Source organism: Enterobacter cloacae complex sp. S3, from assembly GCF_014930495.1.
In the GTDB taxonomy this organism is placed as follows: Bacteria; Pseudomonadota; Gammaproteobacteria; order Enterobacterales; family Enterobacteriaceae; genus Enterobacter; species Enterobacter asburiae_B.
Window position 1 is genome coordinate 140,265 of sequence record NZ_JADBRD010000018.1, and the last position, 22,163, is coordinate 162,427.

Sequence of the window (22,163 nt, forward strand, 5' to 3'; positions counted from 1 at the left end):
GGTTATGGGCATGAGAAACGGGGAAGCTGGAACGGGTTACGAATGCTGTTTGGCGCAAACTCCAGCGTGACCTGATGTCCGTCGACGTTGAAGGTGGCCTGACGGCTCAGGCTACCCGCGCCCGGGCTGGTGCTCGCTTTATCGAAGAAGCGGTTGAGCGCCCAGGCGCCGTTGGTGACCAGCGTCGCCGTGCTGCCGTTAGCCAGCCCCAGCTGCATGCGTACCTGGTTGGTGCCGCCCGGCCCCGGCCAGTTCATGATCTGTACGGCCTGTGGGCCGTGGCTGTAGCGCAGCAGCTGGCCGTCGACGTCCAGCGTCAGGTTCAGAATGGAGTTATCCATTCGCACGGTGCGAACCGTCACCTTGAAGGAGGGCGTCGTGGCGCCATTAGCAAAGAAAGCGTCGCGAATCGACTGGGCCTGCTGGAACGGTCTCAGCAACCCTTCGCTTCCCGGCAGCGTTTTCCCGTCGATGCCAGGCATAAAGCGCCAGTTTGCCTGCGTGGTATCCACTTTATTGGTCAGATTGTCGCGGAAGAAAGCGTCCATCAGCCCGGTTCCCGGCGCAAACATGCGCGCGAGATCGTCAGGGGTGACCTCGGTGCTGGCGCTGCGCACCAGCGGGTAACGGCCGGCGATTGCCTGACGGCAGAATCCGCCCACCTCAACGTTAATCCGCTTCCGCACGTTTTCGAGGTCGCGGCGCTGGGTATCGCTGCTGGCGCCCACCGCCATATTGCTGAACATGGTTTGCAGCCCGCCCGGCAGGCGACCGGCGCTGGCCTGCAGGCGGCTGATCGCCTCGCCGCCCGGTGCCGGCATGCCGCTGTTGGCCGCGTCCTGGACGGCGGTCAGGTAGCGATAGAGCTCATCCACCTGCTTGAGAAAATCATCAAACACGATGGTCTTCCCGCCCTTTTCCAGCGGCTGCGCCAGCTCAATCATCGGCGCGTAGTGGTCGGTGACCAGCTGTTCCGGTGCCTGGGTGACCACGGCGGCCTGGGTCGGCGCAGCGTCATTGTTGCTGAACAGCGCTTCCAGCGTGCGGGTGGCGCGGTTGCTCTGCGCCTGCGCTTTATCCGCATCTTCCGGCGCTGGCGCATTGCGTGACAGCGTCAGGACCTGACTCAGGTTCTGCACCAGACGGCGCAGAGGCGAGTTTGCGCCGGAGAGCAGGCGCGCGGTGTTGATGCGCTGGGAAAGATCGGCGCTGTTATTGAGCTGGATGTCGGCGAGGAAGCGATCCCAGTTCGCGATAAAATCGCGCATGTAGAGCTGGCGCACGGCGTTATCGATCTGCTGTTTATCTTCCTGCGCCGTCGCGGCCCCCAGCACCCAGGCGTCGTCCTCGTGCAGGGCGGTGGTGACGCTGTCAATCTGGCCGTTAAAGCTTTTCCAGTAGCCGTCCGGCGTATACAGACCCGGCACGCCTTCGCTCACCGGCTTGCCGCTTTTGCGTGAAAACACCAGCTCGCTCTGCGGTCCGCCCAGGTCGGAAAGGGAGACCGGCTTGAGGTTGTCATCATGCTCCAGCAGGCGTTTGAGACGACCGTATACGCGCGTGGAGAGCGGCTGCTGATTGATCATCGCTCTTTCGCGGGCCACCAGGGATTCATCCTGCGCGTACGGCGAGGCCTGGATTTTCGGTTCCAGCAGCTGCGTCAGGTGCCATTCAAGCTGCTGCAGCTGCGCCTTCGTGACGTTCTGCGGCAGATTTCGCTGCAGGTTGAGCATCACCCACGAATGCAGGAATTTGCCGTCGTAGTGCTTCGGCTGATACAGCATCTGATAGGCTTTCAGCGCTTCATAGCTGTATTCCACGTCGCTGCCGTTGTCGTTGCGCAGCCAGGTGGTGATGTGCATAGCGACGGCAGGCAACAGCATCTGATCCAGCGCTTTCTGGTACAGAGACTGCGAGGCATCGCTGACGTCATCTCCGCGGTAGAGCCCCATACGGCGGGATAGGGGCGGATCGTTTACATCAAACGCGTCGCTTTTCGGCAGGTCAACCAGACCGTTCAGCAGCGGCAGCAGATCGAACAGGTCACGCTGGGTCTGGTTCTGCAGCGCTTTGCTCTGCTGGTCCAGCAGCGGCACCTTCGCATCCACCTCTTCCAGATAGGCCTTGTTTTTGGCATAGCTGGTCAGCCACAGACCGCCGAGGACGACCAGCAGGGCCAGCAGCGCCGCGTAGCCGGACCAGATCACCGCCCGGTTGCGCAGCTCCCACCAGCGGTTTTCGCCCGCGATCCCGGCTTCCTGGAAGATGACGTTTTGCAGCAGGTTCTTAATGAAGAAACTCTGACCTTTTGCCCCCGGGATAGGCGCTTCTTTGCTGACCGAATCCCAGTTATCCGCCTCTCCCCCTTCCGGCAGCGACAGCGCGCGGTTCAGTTCGCCCATCACGCGGTCGAACGGCATACCTTCCTGCGTCCCGCTGGCGAAGTAGATCCCGCGCGGGGAGAACTCGGTTTCGAAGTTGGAGCGGGCGAAGACCGTGCTCAGGTAGTCCGCCAGCAGCGGACGCAGCGCGGCGAACTCCTGCGGGAAGAGATACGCTTCGGCGCGGGTTTTCGCGTCATGCTCTTTCAGCATGGTTTCCGGCAGCCCGGCATCAAGGCGCTGCTGGAGCAGGGAAAACTCCTGCTGGAAGTTGCCCATCAGGTCGTAATCGGCGTGTTTGGTTTGCTCCCACGGCAGCGTAAAGCCCCAGATCTGGTCGCGCTGCGCTTTGTCGTAGTCGGCAAACCAGGCGCGGAAGCCCTTAAGCAGGTCGGCCTTGGTCACCATCACGTACACCGGGAAGCGGATACCCAGCTGTTCATGCAGCTCGGACAGACGCTGGCGCAGGTTCACCGCCTGCTGGCGGGACGCCTCGGCGGACTGGGTGAGCAGGTCAGAAATGCTGATGGTGATGATGACGCCGTTGATCGGCTGGCGGCGGCGATACTTGCGCAGTAACCCCATGAACTCCAGCCATTCGCCGGCGTCCTGCACCTGCTCGCTCTCCTGAGTGGTGTAGCGGCCCGCCGTGTCCAGCAGCACCGCTTCATTGGTAAACCACCAGTCGCAGTTACGCGTGCCGCCAATGCCCCGCAGCGCGGTTTTACCGAAGCGATCGGCCAGCGGGAACTGCAGCCCGGAGTTAACCAGCGCCGTGGTTTTACCGGAGCCCGGCGCGCCGATAATGACGTACCACGGCAGCTGATAGAGATATTGCGTGCTGAAGCGCTGCGTCCACTGGGCGCCCTGGCCCGCTTTGCTGAAGTGCGCTTTTTTAAGCATCTGCGCGGCTTCATCAAAGCGGCTGGCGAGGATCTGCTCCTCGCTGTTCAGCCGCTTCTGCGGATCCGCCGCTTCCGGGCTGGCGGTGTTCTCTTTGAGCTTGTCCATCAGCTTGCGGTTCAGCCAGGCGTTGTACAGGCGCGGCAGAATGTGGCCCTGCGCCCAGAGCAGATAGACCACGGCAATGCTGATAATGCGGTTCTGCTCAGACTCGAGCGGTCGGGTGTCCACGATCGACAACAGGGGACCAATCATCCAGATCACCGCCGCAAGCGCCGTTACGCCGAGGAAGCTCCACAGAATGCGGTTGGTCAAGATGGAAAGAAGTGTAGTCAGCATCCTTAGTTTCCTTGCGGCAATCCGTTCAGCTCAGCCTGAGTGTTTTCAGGCGACACCAGCAGAGTAATTTCCACACGGCGGTTACGGGCGCGGTTTTCAGGCGTCGTGTTCGGCGCCACCGGGTTAATCTCGCCCCGCCCTTCCGCTTTCACGCGGCCAGGCTGAGAGAGGCTTCCCTGCAGCATTTTCTGTACCGAGCGGGCGCGTTCCAGAGAGAGTTCATAGTTCGAGGCAAAGCGCGCGCTGCGGATCGGCACGTTGTCGCTGTAGCCCACCACCAGAATTTTGCCGCTGACGTTATTCATCGCCTGCGCAATGCGGTTGATGACCGGTTCATAGCGGTCACGCACGACGGTAGAGGCGGAGGCAAACAGCCCGTCGCCCTTCAGGATAACGACGCTGCGATCCGCTTCGTCTTTCACCGCGACCAGGCCCGCCTCGATTTCAGGCTTCAGGAAGCCGCGCAGGTTCAGCACCGCCGGAAGCTGACGGGCCGGCTGCTGAATAGTGGTTTCCGGCAGCTGGGACTGGTAAATCTTCGCCAGCACCGGGTTGGTGTTATCGCCAAGGCGCCAGTTAAGCACGATATAAAACAGGCAGGCGATAAACCCGGCCAGCGCCACGCAGGCCCACAGGGGAACCATCGGCCGCCAGAGCTTGCGCAGTACCGGACGATCTTCCGGATGGGGAGAAAGCGGCGGCGGATAGCTGCCGCGCACGCCGCGGATCATCTGCCACAGCCGCTGCTTGATGGTTTCAAGCTGCGTGCGGCCATTATCCAGCACCCGATAGCGTCCTTCGAAGCCCAGCAGCAGGCAGTAGTTGATCATCTCCAGCAGCAGGATATGCTCGCGCGGGTTCTGCGACAGGCGCGCCAGCAGCTGGAAGAACTTCTCGCCGCCCCAGGTTTCGTTGTGGAAGGTCACCAGCAGACCGTTGCTTGACCAGACGCCGCTGCTGCCCCAGGGGGTGAGCGCGGCGGCCTCATCGAGCGCCGTACACAGGCAGTAACGTGCCCCGACGATCACTTCGTAGGGCAGCCCCGCCTGCTGACAGCGGACTTCGAAACGGCGAATCTCATCGATCAGACGCTGGCGTAACGCCACCTGATCGTCATGGGAGACCGAATGACGGATCTGCGGAATCGCGTTGAGCAGCGGATTGGCGGCCGCCACCAGCTGGTTGTTGCTACTGGCTCCGGTAAACGCGGCATCACTGCCGGTGTCCTGTCGTTCCTGCATATTAAGCGCTCGCTTTATTATTCTGTCGGGCTACGGATGGCCCAAAACTCCATATCCAGCCCCGGGAATTCCCCTGCAAGATGCAGGGCAAATGCGCCGGACTTATCCATCTCGTGCCACAGCTCGCTGCCCTTCTCCAGTTCAAAGTAGCTGTAGCCGGCATGCCACGGGATCTGCGGCGGCGCGACCGGCATGGCGCGCAGCATAATGCCCGGCAGCTGAAGCTGAACCAGATCGCGGATTTTCGAGACCGGCGCGACCTTCATCTGCGCCGGGAAATGGGTTTGCAGGTGTTCGCCTGGCACATTGGCTTTAACCGCCAGCACGAAGCCGAACTCGCGCACCATGCTGGTTTCAGGCACCGTGGCGATGTTCAGGCCGTGGGAGCGTTCGTTCAGCGGCAGCTGAATTGCGTGGTCTTCCATCACCAGCGACAGCCCCTGACGCAGCATCAGCATCAGTTTGCTGAAGCAGTTAGCCAGATCGTCATGATCGTAAATCGGCAGCACGCTTTCGGCGGTACGCTGCGACGTCCAGGTGGCGAGCTCGGTCGCAAACGGCAGCCAGCTGCGCCAGAGCGTTTCCGGATGCAGCAGCGGGAGGGTTTTTAAATGAGAAACCTCGCCCAGATGACGGTTAACCAGCGACAGCAGCGTGAACTCAATCAGTTCGGAGGTGTTAAAGCGGCCAGGCTGGCGCAGACGACCGCCAATTTGCTGGCTGCGCTGCACCAGCAGACCGTGCAGATCGTTGATCATGCTGTAGATCTGCGGGCTGTTGTTAGCGTTGAGCATCGGCGGGATGTAGCTGTTATCGAGCCGCACGTGGTTATCGTTACGTTTCTCCGTTACAAACGCCACGCCGATGGCGGTCCATTCCGCCGTGAGGTCTTTTTCCAGCATCAGGGTCAGACGCAGACGGCCAAACTGGACGGTGGCATCCCCCACCGACATGGCGTTGTCGTCTTCCACCTCTTGCTCGAAAGCGATGAAGCGCGCCAGCGAGGCCGGCTCTTCGCTAAAAATCACCTCTTCTCTCTCGCCACGACGAACCGGCAGCGCGAGCACCACCTTTTCGTTGGTGAGATTGTCAGGAATTTTCAGCGGTGCAGGACCGTTGCGCCCGTTACGCACCTGGAAAAAGGTGCCGTCCGGCAGCAAGCCACTGCAGTAGCTCAGGGCAATGCATCCCTGACGAAGCATCGCTTCATCCAGTTCCACGTCAAGAAAGCCCCAGAGATATGACCGCTGTAGCGCGCCCCATTCACGAACATGGTTGAGCAGATAGCTTTCAGTCCGCTGAAAATGGTGTGGACGCAGGAACATGCCCTCGGTCCAGACGACCTTTTCTGCTTTCGTCATGATGATGTGTTTCCTGTGTTGAAGCGCGTTACTGGCTGATGACCCGAATGCCGTTCACGTCGAGAAAAACGTTGGCCTGAAGTTCATCCGCGGACCATTTCCAGAACTGGTAGATATGATTTTCGCCAGGCACAGGCAGAGGGAGTGAAACGCGCCATTTTTTGCCATCCAGCATCTGATACTCCGCCATCACGCCGATGTAGCGGGCCTCCGGAGAGCTTTGCCCGCTGAGGGTTTTGGACAGCTGTCCCGGCATCAGGAAGAACACGTCGCTGTTCAGCAGATTCGCGCCAAGCGTGGCTGACGCGTTGTTCTGCAGGGAGTAGAAGTCGCTGGACATGAAATCCGCATCGGATTTCAGCAACAACACCCGGACCTTAAGCGGCGCAGATTCGTTGATTTGTGGATGAGCCTGAAACTGCAGATTGTAGCGGGAGGGGTCGCTGTGTGAAGACGACGTACAACCACTGACCAGGGCGAAAATCACCGCGTAAAAGAATAACCACAGCTTATGAAAATTTTTATTATTCATAAAAATGCGCTCATGCAAGCCGTTTAGTTCAGGATCCAGGTACCGTTAGCGCTGTCTTTGCAGGCTTTGCTGTTGCCATCGACGTCGACACAGGTCGCTTTTTTACGCGCCTTCGGACGAATGGCCTGTTTACGCACGGCGGCGTCGTACAGGTCGGCCTTGATCACGGCGCGCATCGGGACGTAACCAATCAGCTGATCGTTGCCTTCATCGGCAAGCGCCATCCAGTAATGTTCAACCTGACCCAGCACCACGTACGTTTTTCCGGTGTCGAGAGTGCGGATAACTTTGCCGCCGAAGTCAGGACGGCTCATCAGGGAGGCTGGATACATGGCGCGATACGGTTCGTTGACCGGGTTGAACTCCGCCGGCGGCGTCACAGCGTGACGGTGGGTTAAGGTCACGCCGTTGACCTGGCTGGTCTCGATCGTATCGTCGTTGATCACAGGTTTCTGCGGCGCTTTACAGCCCGCCACCGCCATTACAAACAGAAGTGAAAACAGTACGCGCATTTTCATATGCTTTTCCGTAGCGATATTTCGATGATGAAGATAAGGGAGTGAAGTTTGACTTAGGTGCTATTGTTAAAATAGCCAGGATATTTTCGGGGCGTTACTATTTTAAGGGCATAGCTACCGCACGAGCCCTTCAGAATAAGGCCCAGTGTCTTCCTGACATATTTTGACAAACGGTAAACAAGTTTACATGAGCTTCGTCTCAATTCAATATTTACCGGTACGTAACTGTTGGTAAATGAAGCAGTCGGAAAATTATAGGATTAATCCTATGAAAAAACCCGATATGACCTACGCCCTTTTATTTCTTAGCCACATAACATTGCAAGCATATGTTTTATATACTAAAAACACAAAAGAGAACCACTTTCATTAACGCAATACGGCTATTATCGCCACTACCATAATTAGTAGAATTCGCGTATTGGTGAGGTCAGCAGAATATATGAAAGATGAATTATTTGTTGCACTATCAGGGTAACTTTAATATTGAATGCACGTGTTAACGTGAATGTGACTATTTCACTTATGTTGCACGACGTTAATTTTACGCCTCAAAATAACTTTATATTTCGCGTTGCGACAATTACCCAACCAGGCCTGAATTTTATCCTTTAATCATTAAGCCTGAGTTAACCATCCTGACATTATCGCCGCCAAAAAATGCTCGCAATGGTCCGCCAGCTGCGACGCGTGTTTATTGCTGCCGCCCGCAGCCTTCATTCGAAATTTTATTGTTGCTACATCCTCTCCTGCTCGCCTCATCTATCTTGCCTACCGTGTGATAGATAAGATTTATTATTAAAATGATAAAATTTCGTTATAATTTCTTTAAATATTTAAACATCAGATCTGATAAATCGCTGTAATAAAACGAATTTAAGATAAAGCATTTTTCTACACCGCATGCGCATAGCCATCCGGTCGTCATTGCTTTCACTTATTGTCCTTTGCAGCGTTTTTATGGGTTCAGACGTTGTGTGACCGAAGAAATCAGGAGTGGGTATGAATAAGAAAAGACGCTCGGTGCCGGGTATCAGACACTATGACGGTCCTGCCGGAGGCTGGGGCGCGTTAAAAGCGACGGCCATCGCGGTACGTACCCAAATGGATACCCTGGATGCTCCCGCCACGCTGCTGCGCACCAACCAGCCTGACGGTTTCGACTGCCCGGGCTGCGCGTGGCCGGATAAAGAACACAAGTCGACGTTCCAGTTCTGCGAGAACGGCGCAAAAGCCGTGACCTGGGAAGCGACCAGCAAACGCGTTACCCCCGCGTTTCTGGCCGAAAACAGCGTCTCCTCGCTGCTGGCAAAATCGGACTTTGAACTGGAAGGCTACGGTCGACTGACGCATCCCCTGCGCTATGACCGGGCAAGCGATACCTTCCGGCCCGTCGACTGGGAAGAGGCGTTTCACCGCATCGGCGCAGTATTGCGCGGGCTCGAACCGGACCAGGTCGAGTTCTATACCTCCGGACGCGCCTCTAACGAAGCGGCGTATCTGTTCCAGCTGTTCGCTCGCGAATACGGCACCAATAACTTCCCCGACTGCTCGAATATGTGCCACGAGGCCACCAGCGTCGGTTTGCCGCGTTCGATTGGCATCGGGAAAGGCACCGTCTCGCTGGACGACTTCGATAAGACCGAGCTGGTGATCTCCATCGGCCACAACCCCGGCACCAACCATCCGCGAATGATGGGGACGCTCCACGAGCTGGCCCGTCGCAACGTGCCGATTATCGTCTTTAACCCGCTGCGCGAGCGCGCCCTCGAACGCTTCGCCGACCCGCAAAGCGTGATTGAAATGGCGACCTACGGCTCAACGGATATCGCCTCGACCTATTTCCAGGTGAAGGCCGGGGGCGATGCCGCCGCGCTGAAAGGCATTGCCAAACATCTGCTGGAAATGGAGGCCGAACGCGGTGACGTGCTCGACCATGCGTTTATTGCCGAACACACCCAGGGCATTGAGGACTTCGCCGCCGATATCGCGCAAACCCGCTGGGACGAGATCGAGCGCGAGTCGGGCCTGAACCGGGCGGCACTCAAAAAGGTGGCCGACGCCTATGCGAAATCAAATGCCACCATCATTACCTACGGGATGGGTATTACCCAGCACAATAAAGGTACGGCGAACGTCCGCCTGATCGCTGACCTGCTGCTGCTGCGCGGAAACATCGGCAAGCCCGGCGCGGGAATCTGCCCCCTGCGCGGCCACTCTAACGTTCAGGGTAACCGCACCGTCGGGATCAGCGAGAAGCCTACCCCGGCCTTCCTGAACCGTCTGAAGGACGTTTTCGGCTTTGAGCCGCCGTCTCACCACGGACACGATGCGGTGCAGGCCACGCAGGCGATGATCGACGGCCGCGCGAAGGCGCTCATCTGCCTCGGGGGTAATTTTGCCGTCGCGATGCCCGATCACGAGCGGGGTTTTCCGGCGATGGGTAACCTGGATTTGAGCGTGCACGTCGGGACCAAGCTCAACCGTACCCATCTGCTGGTGGGCAAAGAGACCTTTATCTTTCCGTGTCTCGGCCGCACCGAGCTGGATCTCCAGGCCACCGGCCGTCAGTCCATTACCGTCGAAGACTCCATGTCGATGGTGCACGCCTCGTCCGGCAAGCTGAAGCCCGCCTCACCGTTGCTCCGTTCGGAACCGGCTATCGTCGCCGGCATGGCGAAAGCCACGCTGCCGGAAACCCGCGTGGACTGGCTGACGCTGGTAGAAGATTACGACCGGATCCGCGATCTGATCGAGCAGACCATTCCGGGCTTTGAGAATTACAACGCGCGGATCCGCGTTCCCGGGGGCTTCCGCATGCCGCTGCCGCCGACGCAACGCATCTGGCCAACGGCGACGGGAAAAGCGATGTTCTCGGTGTTCGACGGCGTTCACGAGAATGCCAGCGGCGAAGGTGAGCACGTTCTGCGGTTAATCACGCTGCGCAGCCACGACCAGTACAACACCACCATTTACGCGCTGGACGACCGCTACCGCGGCGTGTTTGGCCGCCGCGACGTGCTGTTTATGAACGAAGACGATATGGCGCAGTCAGGCCTGGAACACGGCGACCGCGTGGATATCGAAACCGCCCTCCCCGGCAGCGTCCAGCGTTTGAAGGACATTACCGTGGTGGCGTACAGCATCGCGCCGGGCACCGTCGGCGCCTATTACCCGGAGGCCAACGTGCTGGTGCCGCTTGATTATCTGGATAAGGACAGCGGTACGCCGTCGTATAAATCCGTTCCGGTTCGCATCACCCTGCGCTCTAAAGAGATCCGCATGCTGTAAGGCTGCTCGCGCAGAGATAATGATGGATATTAAACAGTTAAAATATTTAATCGCACTCGACGAGACCCGGCACTTTGGTAAAGCGGCCTCGCAGTGCAACGTCACCCAGCCGACCCTCTCCATGCGCATCCGCAGCCTGGAAGAGGAGCTGGGGCTGGTGCTGATCGTGCGCGGGCAGCGCTTTGAAGGGTTTACGCCGGAGGGGGAACGCATCCTCGCGTGGGCCCGCGCCCTGCTTGCCGCGCATGACGGGTTACAGGCGGAGGCCGCGCTGTGCAAAGGCCAGGTGGTGGGCGAATTACGTCTGGGGATGGTGCCGCTGGCGAGCGTGGATCCGATGATCTTTATTCGCCAGCTAACGCAAAAATACCCGGAGCTGACCTACAGCCTCTATTCCATGTCCTCAGCGCAGATCGCCGACGGCGTCAGCCGCAATCAGCTTGAGCTGGGAATTTGCTACCTCAACAGCATCGACACCAGCCTGTTTGACGTTATCCAGCTGCCAAAAACGAAGATGGGCCTGCTGCACGACGTCCGCCATTTCCAGCTCGGCCAGGCAGCGCTGACGTGGCACGACCTGACGGATTTTCCGCTGGGGTTCCTGACCAAAGGGATGCACTACCGGGCGCATATGGAGGCCAGCTTTAAATCTGCAGGCATCGAACCCACGTCCGTTTTCGAAAGCGACTCAACGTTCCAGATCATTCAGGCGGTTCAGAGCGGCGTGTGCTGCGCCGTGATGCCGCTGAACAACGGGCTGGAGGCACTGAACAGCAACTTCAGGATTGTACCCATCGCCGACGCGAACATTGAGGCTCCCGTCGGCCTGATTATGCGCAGGCAGAAGCCCGTCTCCTCGCTGGCGCTGCGCTGTTTTACCGACGCGCAGGAGATTTATCACGCGGACAATGAGGCGTAGGCCTCGCGCGTCACCTCGCTAAAACCGCCGATCAGCACCGCGTCGCGCACTTCCCGGTATTCCGGCGCATCCACCAGCTCGTGAAGCGCATCGCGAATGGCGTTAAGCGTTTCAGGCGAGGTGTCATGCGAGGTGATCAGCGGCAGTCCCGGCGTCAGCGGGGTGCGGCCAATGACCGCCAGTCCCGCAAGGCGTTCCGGCTCATGGCGCTGCAGCAGTGCCCAGGTCACGCAGTCGATGGCCGCAATATCCCCCGCCCCGCGTTTCACATCAATCAGCGACTGGCGATGGCTGCCGCTGAAGGACGTTTGCGCGAAAAAGGGACCGCCGCTCGCCAGGGGAACCACTATTTTCCGCAGCGCATTGTAGCCGGACTGAGAATCCGGGGAATTACAGACCGCCCGACGTCCGCGAAAATCCGCCAGCGTGAGGTGCCGATCCTCCTCGCGCACCGCCAGAAAGCTGCGGTACTGGATCCCTTCGCAGCCCGGCGCCGCGTAGTGAAAACAGCCGACCACCTGCACGTCCGGGAGCTGCGTGACCAGCGGATAACCGCAGGTCTGGCTGAGGATAAGCGCAGGCTGTTGCCAGTGCCTCAGCAGATCGGACTCCGGCCAGCCGGGATCGCGATCGACGGACACACCGCGCGCGGCCAGCAGCCCCTTTACCGCCAGCCAGAGCGCGCGGGTATCGGCGCGATCCACGGCATACATGGGAAACGCCAGCAGGTTACTCATACCCTTCCCCCTGTTGTTTTGCGGGATGAACGGTGACGTCGACGGGTCTCACCCAGAACTGACGCAGCCATTCACCATAGCCCCTGACGAGAAAACCGTGGTTTCGCTGCTGGTACGCCTCCCGGTTTTGCTGGTAGATCGCTTTCAGCCCGTACCAGGGAACGCCCGGCAGATCGTGATGCACTGAATGGTAGTTGAGATTCAAAAACAGTACCCGCCAGAATAACCCGGCCTCGTTAATGACGGAGCGCGCCAGCGGGTCGTCCGCCGCGCGATGTTCGAAAAACGATCGGACCTTGGTCAGCGCCAGCGCCGGATAGCTGACGGCCAGCACGAACCAGACGGGTGAAAAACCGGTACGCGTCATCCAGGCGAAGAGCGCCACCAGCAGCAAAACGTGAATCAGCCACATCGCCATCGCCCGCAGGTGAAGGTGACGAAATGCCGCCACGGCGGTGCCCAGCGTCTGAAGGATATCCAGCAGCGGGGCCAGCACCAGCCGCCCGGCGAAGGTATTCCGCGCCCGAATCATACGTTTCTGCCAGGGGGAAAAGCGCGCCCAGCTCTCGTCGGTAAAATAGTACGACTCCGGGTCATCCACCGGATGGGTCAGGCTATGGTGCCGATGATGGGCGAGATGGGAGTCCCGGTACAGGCCATACGGATACCAGACCGCCAGCGGAAGCGTGCCAAACAGCTGGTTGAGCCAGGCAAAACGCGTGGGGTGCCCGTGGATCAGCTCATGCTGCAGGGACATGTACCAGGCGGTAAACCCGATGAGCAGGAGCGTGGCGGGCAGCAGGCCGAGCGTTTGCCAGAACGCCAGCGTGGCAAACCAGCCTGCATAAATCGTGATAATCAACAGCCACGTGGGCAGTTCGCTGCGCCATAAAAAACCCGATGCAAGGTGGCGGATTTGTTCGCGTTGTTGCGGATGTAAATAGAGGGAGCTTCGTTGACCCATTCCTTCAGACGCCGTTTCGCCAGAGATAATTCTTTGACGATCGGGGATAATGACTGAAATAACAAAGAACTTAAATCGCTTTGCTTTGCCAGAAACGTGGGGCGCACGCGTCGCTTGACTTATTCTGTGATAAAGGTACTTTTCAGGACATGAAGAAGATCCTGATTATTGTTCCCGACGGCGGCATGCTGTTTGAAGCCGCCGGTATCGCCGATATTCTGATGCAGGCCAACCGGCTGCATCCGGAAGGTCTTGCGCAGCCCCGCTACCGGATTATCATCGCCACCACGCAGCCTCACCAGGTGATCCACGGCCAGTCCGGCCTGAATCTGCTGGCGGACTATCGCCTGCCGGAGCTGGACCCGCGTGAACCGCTGGATACCATTATCATCTCCGGACGCGGCATGAACGAGCAGGAGAGCACGGCGGTGGTGGACTGGCTGCACCTCGCTGCGCCGCACGCCCGGCGGGTAGCCTCCATCTGCGGCGGCGCGATGCTGCTGGCCCAGACCGGCCTGCTGGACGGTCGCCGCGCGACCACCCACTGGCGGCTACTGGAGACGATGCAAGCCCAGTATCCGGCTATCCACGTCGAAGGCGGTCCGCTGTATATTCAGGATGGCCCCATCTGGACCTCCGGCGGCGTGAGTTCCGGGTTCGATCTGACCCTGGCGCTGGTGGAAGACGACTACGGATTTACCCTCGCCCGCGACGTGGCGCAGGATATGGTGATGTATCTGCGCCGCCCCGGCGGCCAGCTGCAGTTCAGCCGTTACAGCCTGCAGCAGCCCGGCACATCGGGCCCGATAAGCGAACTGCAAACCTGGATCCTGCAGAACCTCACCGCCGACCTGTGCGTGGAAAATCTGGCCGAGAAAGCGGCGATGAGCCCGCGTAATTTCGCCCGCGTGTTTACCCGCGACGCGGGAGTTTCTCCGGCCCGCTACGTGACCGAAGCGCGTCTGGCCGCGGCCCGCCAGCTGCTTGAGCAGACCCATGACTCCCTTGAGCGCGTTGCCGAGCAAAGCGGGTTTGGCACCAGCATTAACCTGCGCCGCATCTTTGAGAAACAGCTTCACCTCACGCCCGGCGAGTACCGCCAGCGCTTCCACTGCCGCAAGATGGCGTAATCTGATCCTTTTTTGTCATTTACGCCAATCGGCCCGACGCCTACAGTGACTCCAGACAACAGAGATAAGGAGTGCACCATGGTTAAGGTCGGTATTAACGGTTTCGGCCGTATCGGACGTAATTTCCTGCGCGCGGCGTTGGGTAACCCGGATCTGCAGATTGTGGCCATTAACGATCTGACGGACAGTAAAACCCTCGCCCACCTGCTGAAACATGATTCCCTTCTGGGCACGCTTCCCGCCCCGGTTGAAGCGGCAGACGGCGCGCTGCAGGTAGACGGGCAGCGGATCGCCGTATTTAGCGAACGCGATCCGGCGAATATCCCGTGGCGTGACGTCGGCGTTGACGTGGTGATTGAGGCCACCGGCTTCTTTACCGAGCGGGAAAAAGCGGCGGTGCATATCACCCACGGCGGCGCTAAGCGCGTCATCATTTCCGCCCCCGGGAAGAACGACGACCTGACGATTGTGATGGGGGTTAATCACGAGCAGTACGATCCCGCCCGTCACGCGGTGGTGAGTAACGGGAGCTGCACCACGAACGGTCTGGCACCGGCCGCTCAGGTCCTGCATCAGCAGTTCGGGATTGAGCATGGCCTGATGAATACCACGCACGCCTACACCAACAGCCAGGCGCTGCACGATCAGCCGGAGAAAGATCTGCGCGGCGCGCGCGCGGCGGCGCTGTCGATTGTGCCTTACTCCAGCGGCGCGGCAAAAGCGCTGGGGAAAGTGATCCCCTCTCTGGACGGCAAACTGACCGGGTACTCCCTGCGCGTGCCGGTGCCGGTGGTGTCGATTGTGGATTTAACGGTAACGCTGAGCCGTAACGTAACCGCCGAAGAGGTGAATGACGCGTTCCGCAACGCGGCCGCCAGCGGGCCTCTGAAAGGCATTCTGGGCTATAGCGATGAACCGCTGGTCTCCAGCGATTACCAGGGCGACCCACGCTCCTCAATTATCGACGGGCTTTCCACGCTGGTGATTGGCGGGAACATGGTGAAGATCCTGGCGTGGTATGACAACGAGTGGGGCTTCTCAAACCGTCTGGTGGATCTGGCGGTGTGGATGGATAAGAAAGGGCTGTAAGTCTTACCGTGATGCCGGGTGGCGCATGCGCTCACCCGGCAAATAATTCACTCCGCCTTCACCTTTACTCCCATAAACACAATCACCATCGCCGTTACCAGCAAAAGACCGCTGCCCGCGAATACACCGCTGGCGCCGTTGAGGTCAAATACCGCACCGCCCCCGGCCGCACCGGCACTTATCGCCAGTTGAATTGAGGCCACCAGCAGCCCGCCTGCACTTTCGGCTTCATCCGGAACGGTAGTGGCAAGCCAGGTTGACCAGCCCACCGGAACCAGACCAAATGCAAAGCCCCACAGCGCGACCAGGAACCCGTCCAGCATCGCCAGATGACCAAACGCCACCATCGTGAGCGCGAGAACGCCCATCGCGAACGGCACCAGCGCCAGCGTCAGGCGCAGATTTCGTGCCAGCAGATGCCCGGCAACCGAGGTGCCGACAAAGTTGGCCAGCCCAAAGCCCAGCAGGATGAGCGAAATGGTCTCAACGCTCGCCTGCCCCACCGTTTCCAGGAACGGGCGCAGGTAGGTAAAGAAGGCGAAATGGCCGCTGAAAATCAGGATGGTCGCCAGCATGCCGCCAATCATCCCCGGACGACGCAGCACGCGGAACAGCGTACTCAGGCTGCCGCTGCTCTCCGGCTTCATGGACGGCAGGACCCAGAGCTGCCACAGCAGCGCCAGCATGCTCGGTAGAATGCAGAGCACAAAGACGTTGCGCCAGCCGATCAGGCTGCCCAGATAGCTGCCGAGCGGCGCCGCGACCACCGTGGCTATCGATACACTGGAGAAGATCACCGCCAGCGCCTTCGGCACTTTATCTGCCGGAACCAGACGCATCGTGGTCGCCGTCGACATCGCCCAGAATCCCCCGATGGCGATCCCCAGCAGCAGGCGCCCCATCAGCAGGACGTGCAGGTTGGGCGCAAAGGCCACCAGCAGGCTGGAGATAATTTGCAGCACCGAGAAAAACATCAGCACCCAGCGGCGGTCAATGCTTTTGGTCGCTGGCGTAATCAGCAGTCCGGTTACCAGCGCCACCAGCGCGGTGGCGGTGACGGCCTGTCCGGCCATTCCTTCACTCACGCCCAGGCTCGCGGCCATCGGCGTTAACAGACTGGCGGGCAGAAATTCTGCCGTAATCAAACCAAACACCCCCAGCCCCAGTGAATAGACGGCCCGCCAGGCGGGTTTTGCAGGCGCTACCGCCTCGCTCGCCGCGACACATGAATTCATCTGTTTTTCTCCCGTTATAAAAATGTGACAACTGTCGCAAAAGCATAGAAGGTTCACCCTGGACGATCTATGACATATAATCTCCACTTATTGATTATTCGTCCGGAGTTGCGCCATGACCTTACAGTCACCCGATCTGATCAGCGAACTTTTACGCGGCATGCGTCTGTCAGGTGTGAAATACCGGCGGATCCAGGCCAGCGCGCCGTTTGGCGTCGCCTTCCATCAGGCGCCCGGTAGGGCGCAGTTTCATTTTGTGAGCCACGGTAGCGCCCTGCTGCGAATGGAAAGCGGTGCGACGTTCGAACTGAGCAGCGGCGATGCCCTCTTTATTCCTTGCGGTAATTCTCATGCCCTGCTCTCTGACGAGCGGGCAACCATTACGCCCGTCAATGCCTTTCCCAGCGAGCCCATCTGCAGCTCGGTGTGTGCCATCACCTGCGAACCCTGCCCGGAAAGCGAGAACACCATCATCTTTAGCGGGTGCATGGATTTTGAGCTGGGCGGGATGCAGCCGCTGATCAAGGCAATGCCGGAAGTGATGATGGTCAGCCGGCTGATGTCCACCTGGCCGGAGATCCACCCGCTGCTGGCGGCGATGGAGCGGGAATCCGTTTCGCGTCAGGCCGGGTACGCCGGGATCCTTGCGCGTCTGGCCGACGTGGTGGCGGCGTTAATCGTGCGCGGCTGGGTTGAAGGCGGGTGTGGTAAAGCCACCGGCTGGGTGCAGGTTCTGCGCGACCCGCGCCTGAGCCGGGCCATTTACGCCATGCACCAGCAGCCCGGCCTGAACTGGAGCGTGGCGGATCTGGCAAAAGAAGCGGGCACGTCCCGTTCCGTGTTCGCCGAACGATTCCTGGCCGCGACGGGAACCACCCCGGCAAAATATCTCAGCGAGCTGAGGATGCGGCTGGCCATCCAGTACATTCGCCACGAAAATCAGCCGATTGAAACCGTCGCGCTGCGGCTGGGGTACGGCTCTCTGGCGGCATTTAGCCGGGCATTTAAGCGCATCATAGGACATGCGCCGGGCACGCTGCGGGAAGCCAGCCAGACGCCGGAAGAGGTCTGATGGGCAGGCAATTATTAACGCGAAGCGGGCAATATTCGTCTAAGGTTTTCAGGTGATTGACAACAGCGGTCACGCTGTTTAGTGAAGACAGGAGACGAACTGATGATAAGACCTCGTACACTACGCCCCGCGTTCTTGCCCCTTGCGTTAGGAGGCGCGCTGCTCGGCGTCACGACTTGCGGTTATGCCGACGATAGCCCCGCAGCCCAGACAACCTCACCCGATATTTTGCTGGGCCCTCTGTTTAACGATGTGCAAAGCGCCAAACTGTTTCCCGATCAGAAAACCTTTGCGGATGCCGTCCCCAAAAGCGACCCGCTGATGATTCTGGCGGATTACCGGATGCAGCACGCGCAGTCCAGCTTTGACTTACGCCACTTTGTCGAGATGAACTTTACGCTCCCTGCGGAAGGGGAAAAATATGTTCCGCCTGCTGGACAAAGTTTACGTGAGCACATCGACGATCTCTGGCCCGTGCTGACGCGCACCACGGATAAAGCCAGCAACAAATGGGATTCCCTTCTGCCGTTACCCAAACCTTACGTTGTGCCCGGCGGCCGTTTCCGCGAGGTCTACTACTGGGACAGCTATTTCACCATGCTGGGCCTGGCGGAGAGCGAACACTGGGACAAAATCAGCGACATGGTGGATAACTTTGCGTATGAGATTGACACCTTCGGCCACATTCCCAACGGCAACCGCAGCTATTACCTGAGCCGATCCCAGCCGCCGTTTTTCTCAATGATGGTTGAACTGCTGGCGACCCACGACAGCGATGCGCTGAAGAAGTACCGTCCGCAGATGGAGAAAGAGTATGCCTACTGGATGGACGGCGTCGACGCCCTTCAGCCGGGGCAGGCTAACAAACGCGTGGTGAAGCTGGACGACGGCGCTATCCTCAACCGCTACTGGGACGACCGCGATACCCCGCGCCCGGAGTCATGGCTTGACGACGTGAATACCGCCAAAAGTAACCCTAACCGGCCTGCGACCGAGATCTACCGTGATTTGCGTTCCGCTGCGGCCTCGGGCTGGGACTTTAGCTCGCGCTGGATGGACGATCCGCAAAAGCTCGGCACCATCCGGACCACCAGCATTGTCCCCGTGGACCTGAACGCCCTGATGTTCAAGATGGAAAAACTGCTGGCGCGGGCAAGCCAGGAGAGTGGCGACGCCGCCAGCGCAAGTAAATACGAGGCGCTGGCAACGGCGCGTCAGAAAGCCATCGAGAGCCACCTGTGGAATGATAAAGAGGGCTGGTACGCGGATTACGATCTCAAGAGCAAGAAGGTACGCAATCAGCTCACGGCGGCAGCCCTGTTCCCGCTTTACGTGAAGGCGGCGGCGCAGGACCGGGCCGATAAAGTCGCCGCGGCAACCTCGTCGCGCCTGTTGAAGCCGGGCGGTATTGCGACCACCACCGTCAATAGCGGCCAGCAGTGGGATGCGCCAAACGGCTGGGCCCCGCTGCAGTGGGTGGCGGCGGAAGGGCTGCAGAATTACGGACAGGAGAAGGTCTCGATGGACGTGACCTGGCGCTTCCTGAAGAACGTTCAGCATACTTACGACCGCGAAAAGAAACTGGTCGAGAAGTATGACGTGTCGACAACCGGTACGGGCGGCGGCGGCGGTGAGTATCCGCTGCAGGACGGCTTCGGCTGGAGTAACGGCGTGACGCTGAAAATGCTGGATCGGGTCTGTCCGAAAGCAAAACCGTGCGACAGCGTGCCGGAGAATCAGCCTGCGGCAAATGAGGAGGCTGAGCCGGTGAAAGCTGCGGCGCAGTAAGGGTATTGCCGGGTGGCGGCTACGCCTTACCCGGACTGCGCGTGCTGGCCCTCTCCCTCCGGGAGAAGGTTAGCCAGTAAGTTTTGAGCAGAAGCAATAACGTTGTTTCAGAACGCCTGAACGCTTTCAGCGATGCCATGGTCCGGCTGTAAATCGCTGAGGCGTTTGCCTTCCGGCCGGGGCGAGGCGCATGGATGCGCCGAGAGGGCGGGCTTTACAGGGATGTTACCTCCGCCCGTCCCCGATAAGCCGGAAGGAATACGCCGAGGACACCGAGAAGCGGCGATTTACCGCCGGGAGCCCGGGTTGCCAGGGTGGTGGCGACTGAGCCACCCTGGCACGTTCACCGGTCACATCGTTACAGAGTAGCAAGGAACATAAAGTGAACGGAATGACCACCGGAGCCGTATGTTCCCCCTCACCTCTCAAGGGAGAGGGGCAGTCCGATTGCGCATTTTTGACGGGGTCCCCCTGGTTCCTTAGAAACTATAACTCGCCCCTAGCTGATACGTCCTGTCACGCCCAATCCAGCAGTTGGTCGCGTCGTAGCAGGTCAGCGTCTCTTTATTGGTGATGTTCTGCGCGCTGGCCTTAAGCGTTAGCCCTGCCAGCGAGGGCAGGATTTCACCCATCCGGTAGGAAGCCGCCAGATCGTACTGCGTGGTGCCCCCCAGCTTACCCGCATCGTTTGCCGGAGAGATTTCCATCGGCCCGGTGTAGCGTGCCCCAGCCCCCAGCATCAGTCCTTTCAGCGGCGTGTTGTCAAAGGTGTAATCCCCCCAGAGGTTGAAGGCATTCTCCGGTACCTGCGTTGGACGTTTGCCTTTGTACTTGTCATCTTCCCGGTTGATCGCGTGGGTGTACGCATAGTTGGCAATCAGCGTCAGGTTGTCCGTCGGACGGCTGATGGCGGAGAGCTCTGCCCCTTTGGATTCCACTTCCCCGGTCTGACGATAGTTCAGGAAGCCCGGATCGGAGGTGACGACATTTTTCTGTCGGATGTTAAACACCGAGGCGGTAAAGGTGGTGGCGTAGTCGGCCAGCAAATATTTCACCCCGCCTTCCACCTGCTTGCTGGTAGTCGGTTTAACGTCTTTCGCCACGAGCGTACCCTGCGGTGACACCGGCGCGAAACCTTCTGAATAGCTGATAAACGGCGAAATCCCGTTATCGAAGGCGTAAAGCGCGCCCAGGCGTTTGGTGACGCGATCCTGCGATACCCAGGCTTTATCACCGTTTTGCAGGTAGTTGGTGGTAACGGAGCGGTAATCGTCGTAGCGCAGGCTGCCCAGCAGGTTGAGGCCGCCAAACTCTACCTGATCCTGTAAGTAATAGCCGTTTTGCTGGTAGCTGAGACGGTTTTTCTGGGCGGTATAGAGCCCCAGCGCGCTTTCCTGGATCTGCGAATAGTCTGGATGACGCATATCGATGCCCGGCGTGGCCGACGCGTAGCGATAATGGAAATGGGAGTTCAGCTTCTGATAGTCAAACCCGGCCAGCAGGTGGTGTTTCCAGTCGCCAAGGGCAACGGTTTTGGTCACCTGGTTGTCGATGTTGAAGCTCTTAAGGTCTTCATCGGTGGTGTAGGCAAAGCGGTTGAGCTGATACGCCTCGCTTCCCGTCCCTGTCGCGTAGACGCTGCGCTGGTGGGTATCGACGTCGAAATAGCGCGCTTTCTGATTAAAGCCCCAGCCGCTGTCGAATTCATGTTCAAAGCTGTAGCCCAGCATCCACTGACGCTGCTTAAACCCGCTCCACTCATCTCCGGCGTAATCGCGCTTGCCCGCATATTTCGAGCGCAGGTAGGCGAGCGGCAGCGGATTAGACGGCGTCAGGCTCGGGGTGTTTTGCGCCAGCGCGTCCAGGGTGAGGCGGGTTTTGCTGTCGGGCTGCCAGGTGACGGACGGCGCAACCAGGTAGTTTTCATACCGGGTAGTGTGCGGCTGATCGTCGTTTTCCGTGGCTTTGCCCAGCAGACGGTAGTTCCAGTCGCTGTCGGCAATCTGCCCGGTTGAATCGAGATAGCCCTCTTTCAGATTACGGTTTCCGGTGTTAACGCCGATTTCGGTTCGGGCTTCCCGCTGCGGTTTTTTACTTTGAATATTCACCAACCCGCCCGGCGAACCGCCGCCGTAAAGGACCGATGAGGGGCCTTTCAGGATATCAACGCTGTCGATCAGCAGCGGATCGATGCGCGCTTTGGTATTGCCGGTGACGTTATAGGGCAGCTGCAGCCCGTTGTAGAACTCCTGGTCAACGGTAAAGCCACGAATTTTATATTCGCTCATGTAGGAGGTATTCCCCCGCACCTCGGTTGAGACGCCCGGGGCATAGCGCAGGATTTCATTCACCGAATTCGCGTGACGCTTTTCAATTTCCGGCGCAGTGAGGGTCGTGATGACCTGCGGCGTTTTACTTTCGGCAACGGCCGATTTCGTGGCGCTGTTCGTCCAGGCCGGCAGCGCGCTGCCCTGCTCTGAGCCCGTGACGACGATGGTGGATTCTTCGGCGAACGCCGGGACCTGCAATGCCAGCGTTACGGCCCCTGCCAGAGCGCAAAGCGTAAAACGTGAGGTATTCATAATGTCGTCTTGTTGTTAGATGCAATACGGAACGACAATTATTATCATTTAGATTAACAAATCAATACTCAGGCAAAAAAA

15 protein-coding genes are annotated in these 22,163 nt (G+C 59.1%); 6 read left to right on the forward strand and 9 right to left on the reverse strand.

The window, feature by feature from the left end:
* Positions 1-2: 2 nt before the first annotated feature.
* From tssM to IM317_RS10820, 5 genes are read right to left on the reverse strand one after another with little or no spacing between them, the layout of a single operon-like run.
* A complete protein-coding gene (gene tssM, locus IM317_RS10800) occupies positions 3-3,623 on the reverse strand; it encodes a type VI secretion system membrane subunit TssM (protein ID WP_033145800.1) in 3,621 nt (1,206 codons plus the stop codon).
* Positions 3,624-3,625: 2 nt separating this feature from the next.
* Entirely contained in the window at positions 3,626-4,864 is a 1,239-nt protein-coding gene (locus IM317_RS10805; protein ID WP_033145801.1) for a DotU family type VI secretion system protein, read from the reverse strand.
* Positions 4,865-4,881: 17 nt separating this feature from the next.
* Positions 4,882-6,225: a type VI secretion system baseplate subunit TssK gene (tssK, locus tag IM317_RS10810; RefSeq protein ID WP_024909829.1), complete on the reverse strand. Its 1,344-nt coding sequence runs from the start codon at positions 6,223-6,225 to the stop codon at positions 4,882-4,884.
* A gap of 28 nt (positions 6,226-6,253) precedes the next feature.
* Positions 6,254-6,757, reverse strand: coding sequence for a type VI secretion system lipoprotein TssJ (gene tssJ / locus IM317_RS10815; RefSeq protein WP_023312162.1), 504 nt, complete (start codon positions 6,755-6,757; stop codon positions 6,254-6,256).
* A gap of 23 nt (positions 6,758-6,780) precedes the next feature.
* Complete coding sequence (locus IM317_RS10820) at positions 6,781-7,275, reverse strand: hypothetical protein (RefSeq protein WP_033145802.1); 495 nt, start codon at positions 7,273-7,275, stop codon at positions 6,781-6,783.
* Between the two features lie 1,002 nt (positions 7,276-8,277).
* Here IM317_RS10820 and IM317_RS10825 point away from each other — a divergent pair.
* Together IM317_RS10825 and IM317_RS10830 are read left to right on the forward strand one after the other, a co-directional pair.
* Complete coding sequence (locus tag IM317_RS10825; protein WP_033145803.1) at positions 8,278-10,566, forward strand: FdhF/YdeP family oxidoreductase; 2,289 nt, start codon at positions 8,278-8,280, stop codon at positions 10,564-10,566.
* Between the two features lie 22 nt (positions 10,567-10,588).
* On the forward strand, positions 10,589-11,485 hold the full coding sequence (locus IM317_RS10830; RefSeq protein ID WP_033145804.1) for a LysR family transcriptional regulator: 897 nt from the start codon (positions 10,589-10,591) through the stop codon (positions 11,483-11,485).
* On the opposite strand, the gene IM317_RS10835 is transcribed toward IM317_RS10830, so the two are convergent.
* Both IM317_RS10835 and IM317_RS10840 read right to left on the reverse strand, forming a co-directional pair.
* Entirely contained in the window at positions 11,464-12,222 is a 759-nt protein-coding gene (locus IM317_RS10835) for a phosphate/phosphite/phosphonate ABC transporter substrate-binding protein (protein ID WP_033145805.1), read from the reverse strand. The genes IM317_RS10830 and IM317_RS10835 overlap by 22 nt on opposite strands.
* On the reverse strand, positions 12,215-13,186 hold the full coding sequence (locus IM317_RS10840; RefSeq protein ID WP_033145806.1) for a fatty acid desaturase: 972 nt from the start codon (positions 13,184-13,186) through the stop codon (positions 12,215-12,217). Before IM317_RS10840 ends, IM317_RS10835 begins: the two co-directional genes overlap by 8 nt.
* Before the next feature lie 149 nt (positions 13,187-13,335).
* Between IM317_RS10840 and IM317_RS10845 the strand changes: the two genes are divergently transcribed.
* Both IM317_RS10845 and gap read left to right on the forward strand, forming a co-directional pair.
* The gene (locus IM317_RS10845) at positions 13,336-14,316 is read left to right on the forward strand and encodes a GlxA family transcriptional regulator (protein ID WP_033145807.1); all 981 of its coding nucleotides are present in this window, start codon (positions 13,336-13,338) and stop codon (positions 14,314-14,316) included.
* 78 nt (positions 14,317-14,394) lie between these two features.
* Positions 14,395-15,405, forward strand: coding sequence for a type I glyceraldehyde-3-phosphate dehydrogenase (gap, locus tag IM317_RS10850; RefSeq protein ID WP_033145808.1), 1,011 nt, complete (start codon positions 14,395-14,397; stop codon positions 15,403-15,405).
* 47 nt (positions 15,406-15,452) lie between these two features.
* On the opposite strand, the gene IM317_RS10855 is transcribed toward gap, so the two are convergent.
* Complete coding sequence (locus tag IM317_RS10855) at positions 15,453-16,640, reverse strand: MFS transporter (protein WP_033145809.1); 1,188 nt, start codon at positions 16,638-16,640, stop codon at positions 15,453-15,455.
* Between the two features lie 115 nt (positions 16,641-16,755).
* On the opposite strand from IM317_RS10855, the gene IM317_RS10860 reads away from it, so the two are divergent.
* Together IM317_RS10860 and IM317_RS10865 are read left to right on the forward strand one after the other, a co-directional pair.
* Positions 16,756-17,712 (forward strand): AraC family transcriptional regulator, encoded by a 957-nt coding sequence (locus IM317_RS10860; protein WP_033145810.1) that lies wholly within the window; start codon positions 16,756-16,758, stop codon positions 17,710-17,712.
* 102 nt (positions 17,713-17,814) lie between these two features.
* Complete coding sequence (locus IM317_RS10865) at positions 17,815-19,500, forward strand: alpha,alpha-trehalase (RefSeq protein WP_033145811.1); 1,686 nt, start codon at positions 17,815-17,817, stop codon at positions 19,498-19,500.
* Between the two features lie 479 nt (positions 19,501-19,979).
* Here IM317_RS10865 and IM317_RS10870 read toward each other — a convergent pair whose 3' ends face one another.
* Positions 19,980-22,082, reverse strand: coding sequence for a TonB-dependent siderophore receptor (locus tag IM317_RS10870; RefSeq protein WP_033145812.1), 2,103 nt, complete (start codon positions 22,080-22,082; stop codon positions 19,980-19,982).
* Positions 22,083-22,163 lie beyond the last annotated feature (81 nt).

Excerpts from the sequence above, each read along its gene's own strand:
- tssM (WP_033145800.1), bottom strand. The coding sequence starts at position 3,623 with ATGCTGACTACACTTCTTTCCATCTTGACCAACCGCATTCTGTGGAGC.
- IM317_RS10805 (WP_033145801.1), bottom strand. The coding sequence starts at position 4,864 with ATGCAGGAACGACAGGACACCGGCAGTGATGCCGCGTTTACCGGAGCC.
- tssK (WP_024909829.1), bottom strand. The coding sequence starts at position 6,225 with ATGACGAAAGCAGAAAAGGTCGTCTGGACCGAGGGCATGTTCCTGCGT.
- tssJ (WP_023312162.1), bottom strand. The coding sequence starts at position 6,757 with ATGAATAATAAAAATTTTCATAAGCTGTGGTTATTCTTTTACGCGGTG.
- IM317_RS10820 (WP_033145802.1), bottom strand. The coding sequence starts at position 7,275 with ATGAAAATGCGCGTACTGTTTTCACTTCTGTTTGTAATGGCGGTGGCG.
- IM317_RS10825 (WP_033145803.1), top strand. The coding sequence starts at position 8,278 with ATGAATAAGAAAAGACGCTCGGTGCCGGGTATCAGACACTATGACGGT.
- IM317_RS10830 (WP_033145804.1), top strand. The coding sequence starts at position 10,589 with ATGGATATTAAACAGTTAAAATATTTAATCGCACTCGACGAGACCCGG.
- IM317_RS10835 (WP_033145805.1), bottom strand. The coding sequence starts at position 12,222 with ATGAGTAACCTGCTGGCGTTTCCCATGTATGCCGTGGATCGCGCCGAT.
- IM317_RS10840 (WP_033145806.1), bottom strand. The coding sequence starts at position 13,186 with ATGGGTCAACGAAGCTCCCTCTATTTACATCCGCAACAACGCGAACAA.
- IM317_RS10845 (WP_033145807.1), top strand. The coding sequence starts at position 13,336 with ATGAAGAAGATCCTGATTATTGTTCCCGACGGCGGCATGCTGTTTGAA.
- gap (WP_033145808.1), top strand. The coding sequence starts at position 14,395 with ATGGTTAAGGTCGGTATTAACGGTTTCGGCCGTATCGGACGTAATTTC.
- IM317_RS10855 (WP_033145809.1), bottom strand. The coding sequence starts at position 16,640 with ATGAATTCATGTGTCGCGGCGAGCGAGGCGGTAGCGCCTGCAAAACCC.
- IM317_RS10860 (WP_033145810.1), top strand. The coding sequence starts at position 16,756 with ATGACCTTACAGTCACCCGATCTGATCAGCGAACTTTTACGCGGCATG.
- IM317_RS10865 (WP_033145811.1), top strand. The coding sequence starts at position 17,815 with ATGATAAGACCTCGTACACTACGCCCCGCGTTCTTGCCCCTTGCGTTA.
- IM317_RS10870 (WP_033145812.1), bottom strand. The coding sequence starts at position 22,082 with ATGAATACCTCACGTTTTACGCTTTGCGCTCTGGCAGGGGCCGTAACG.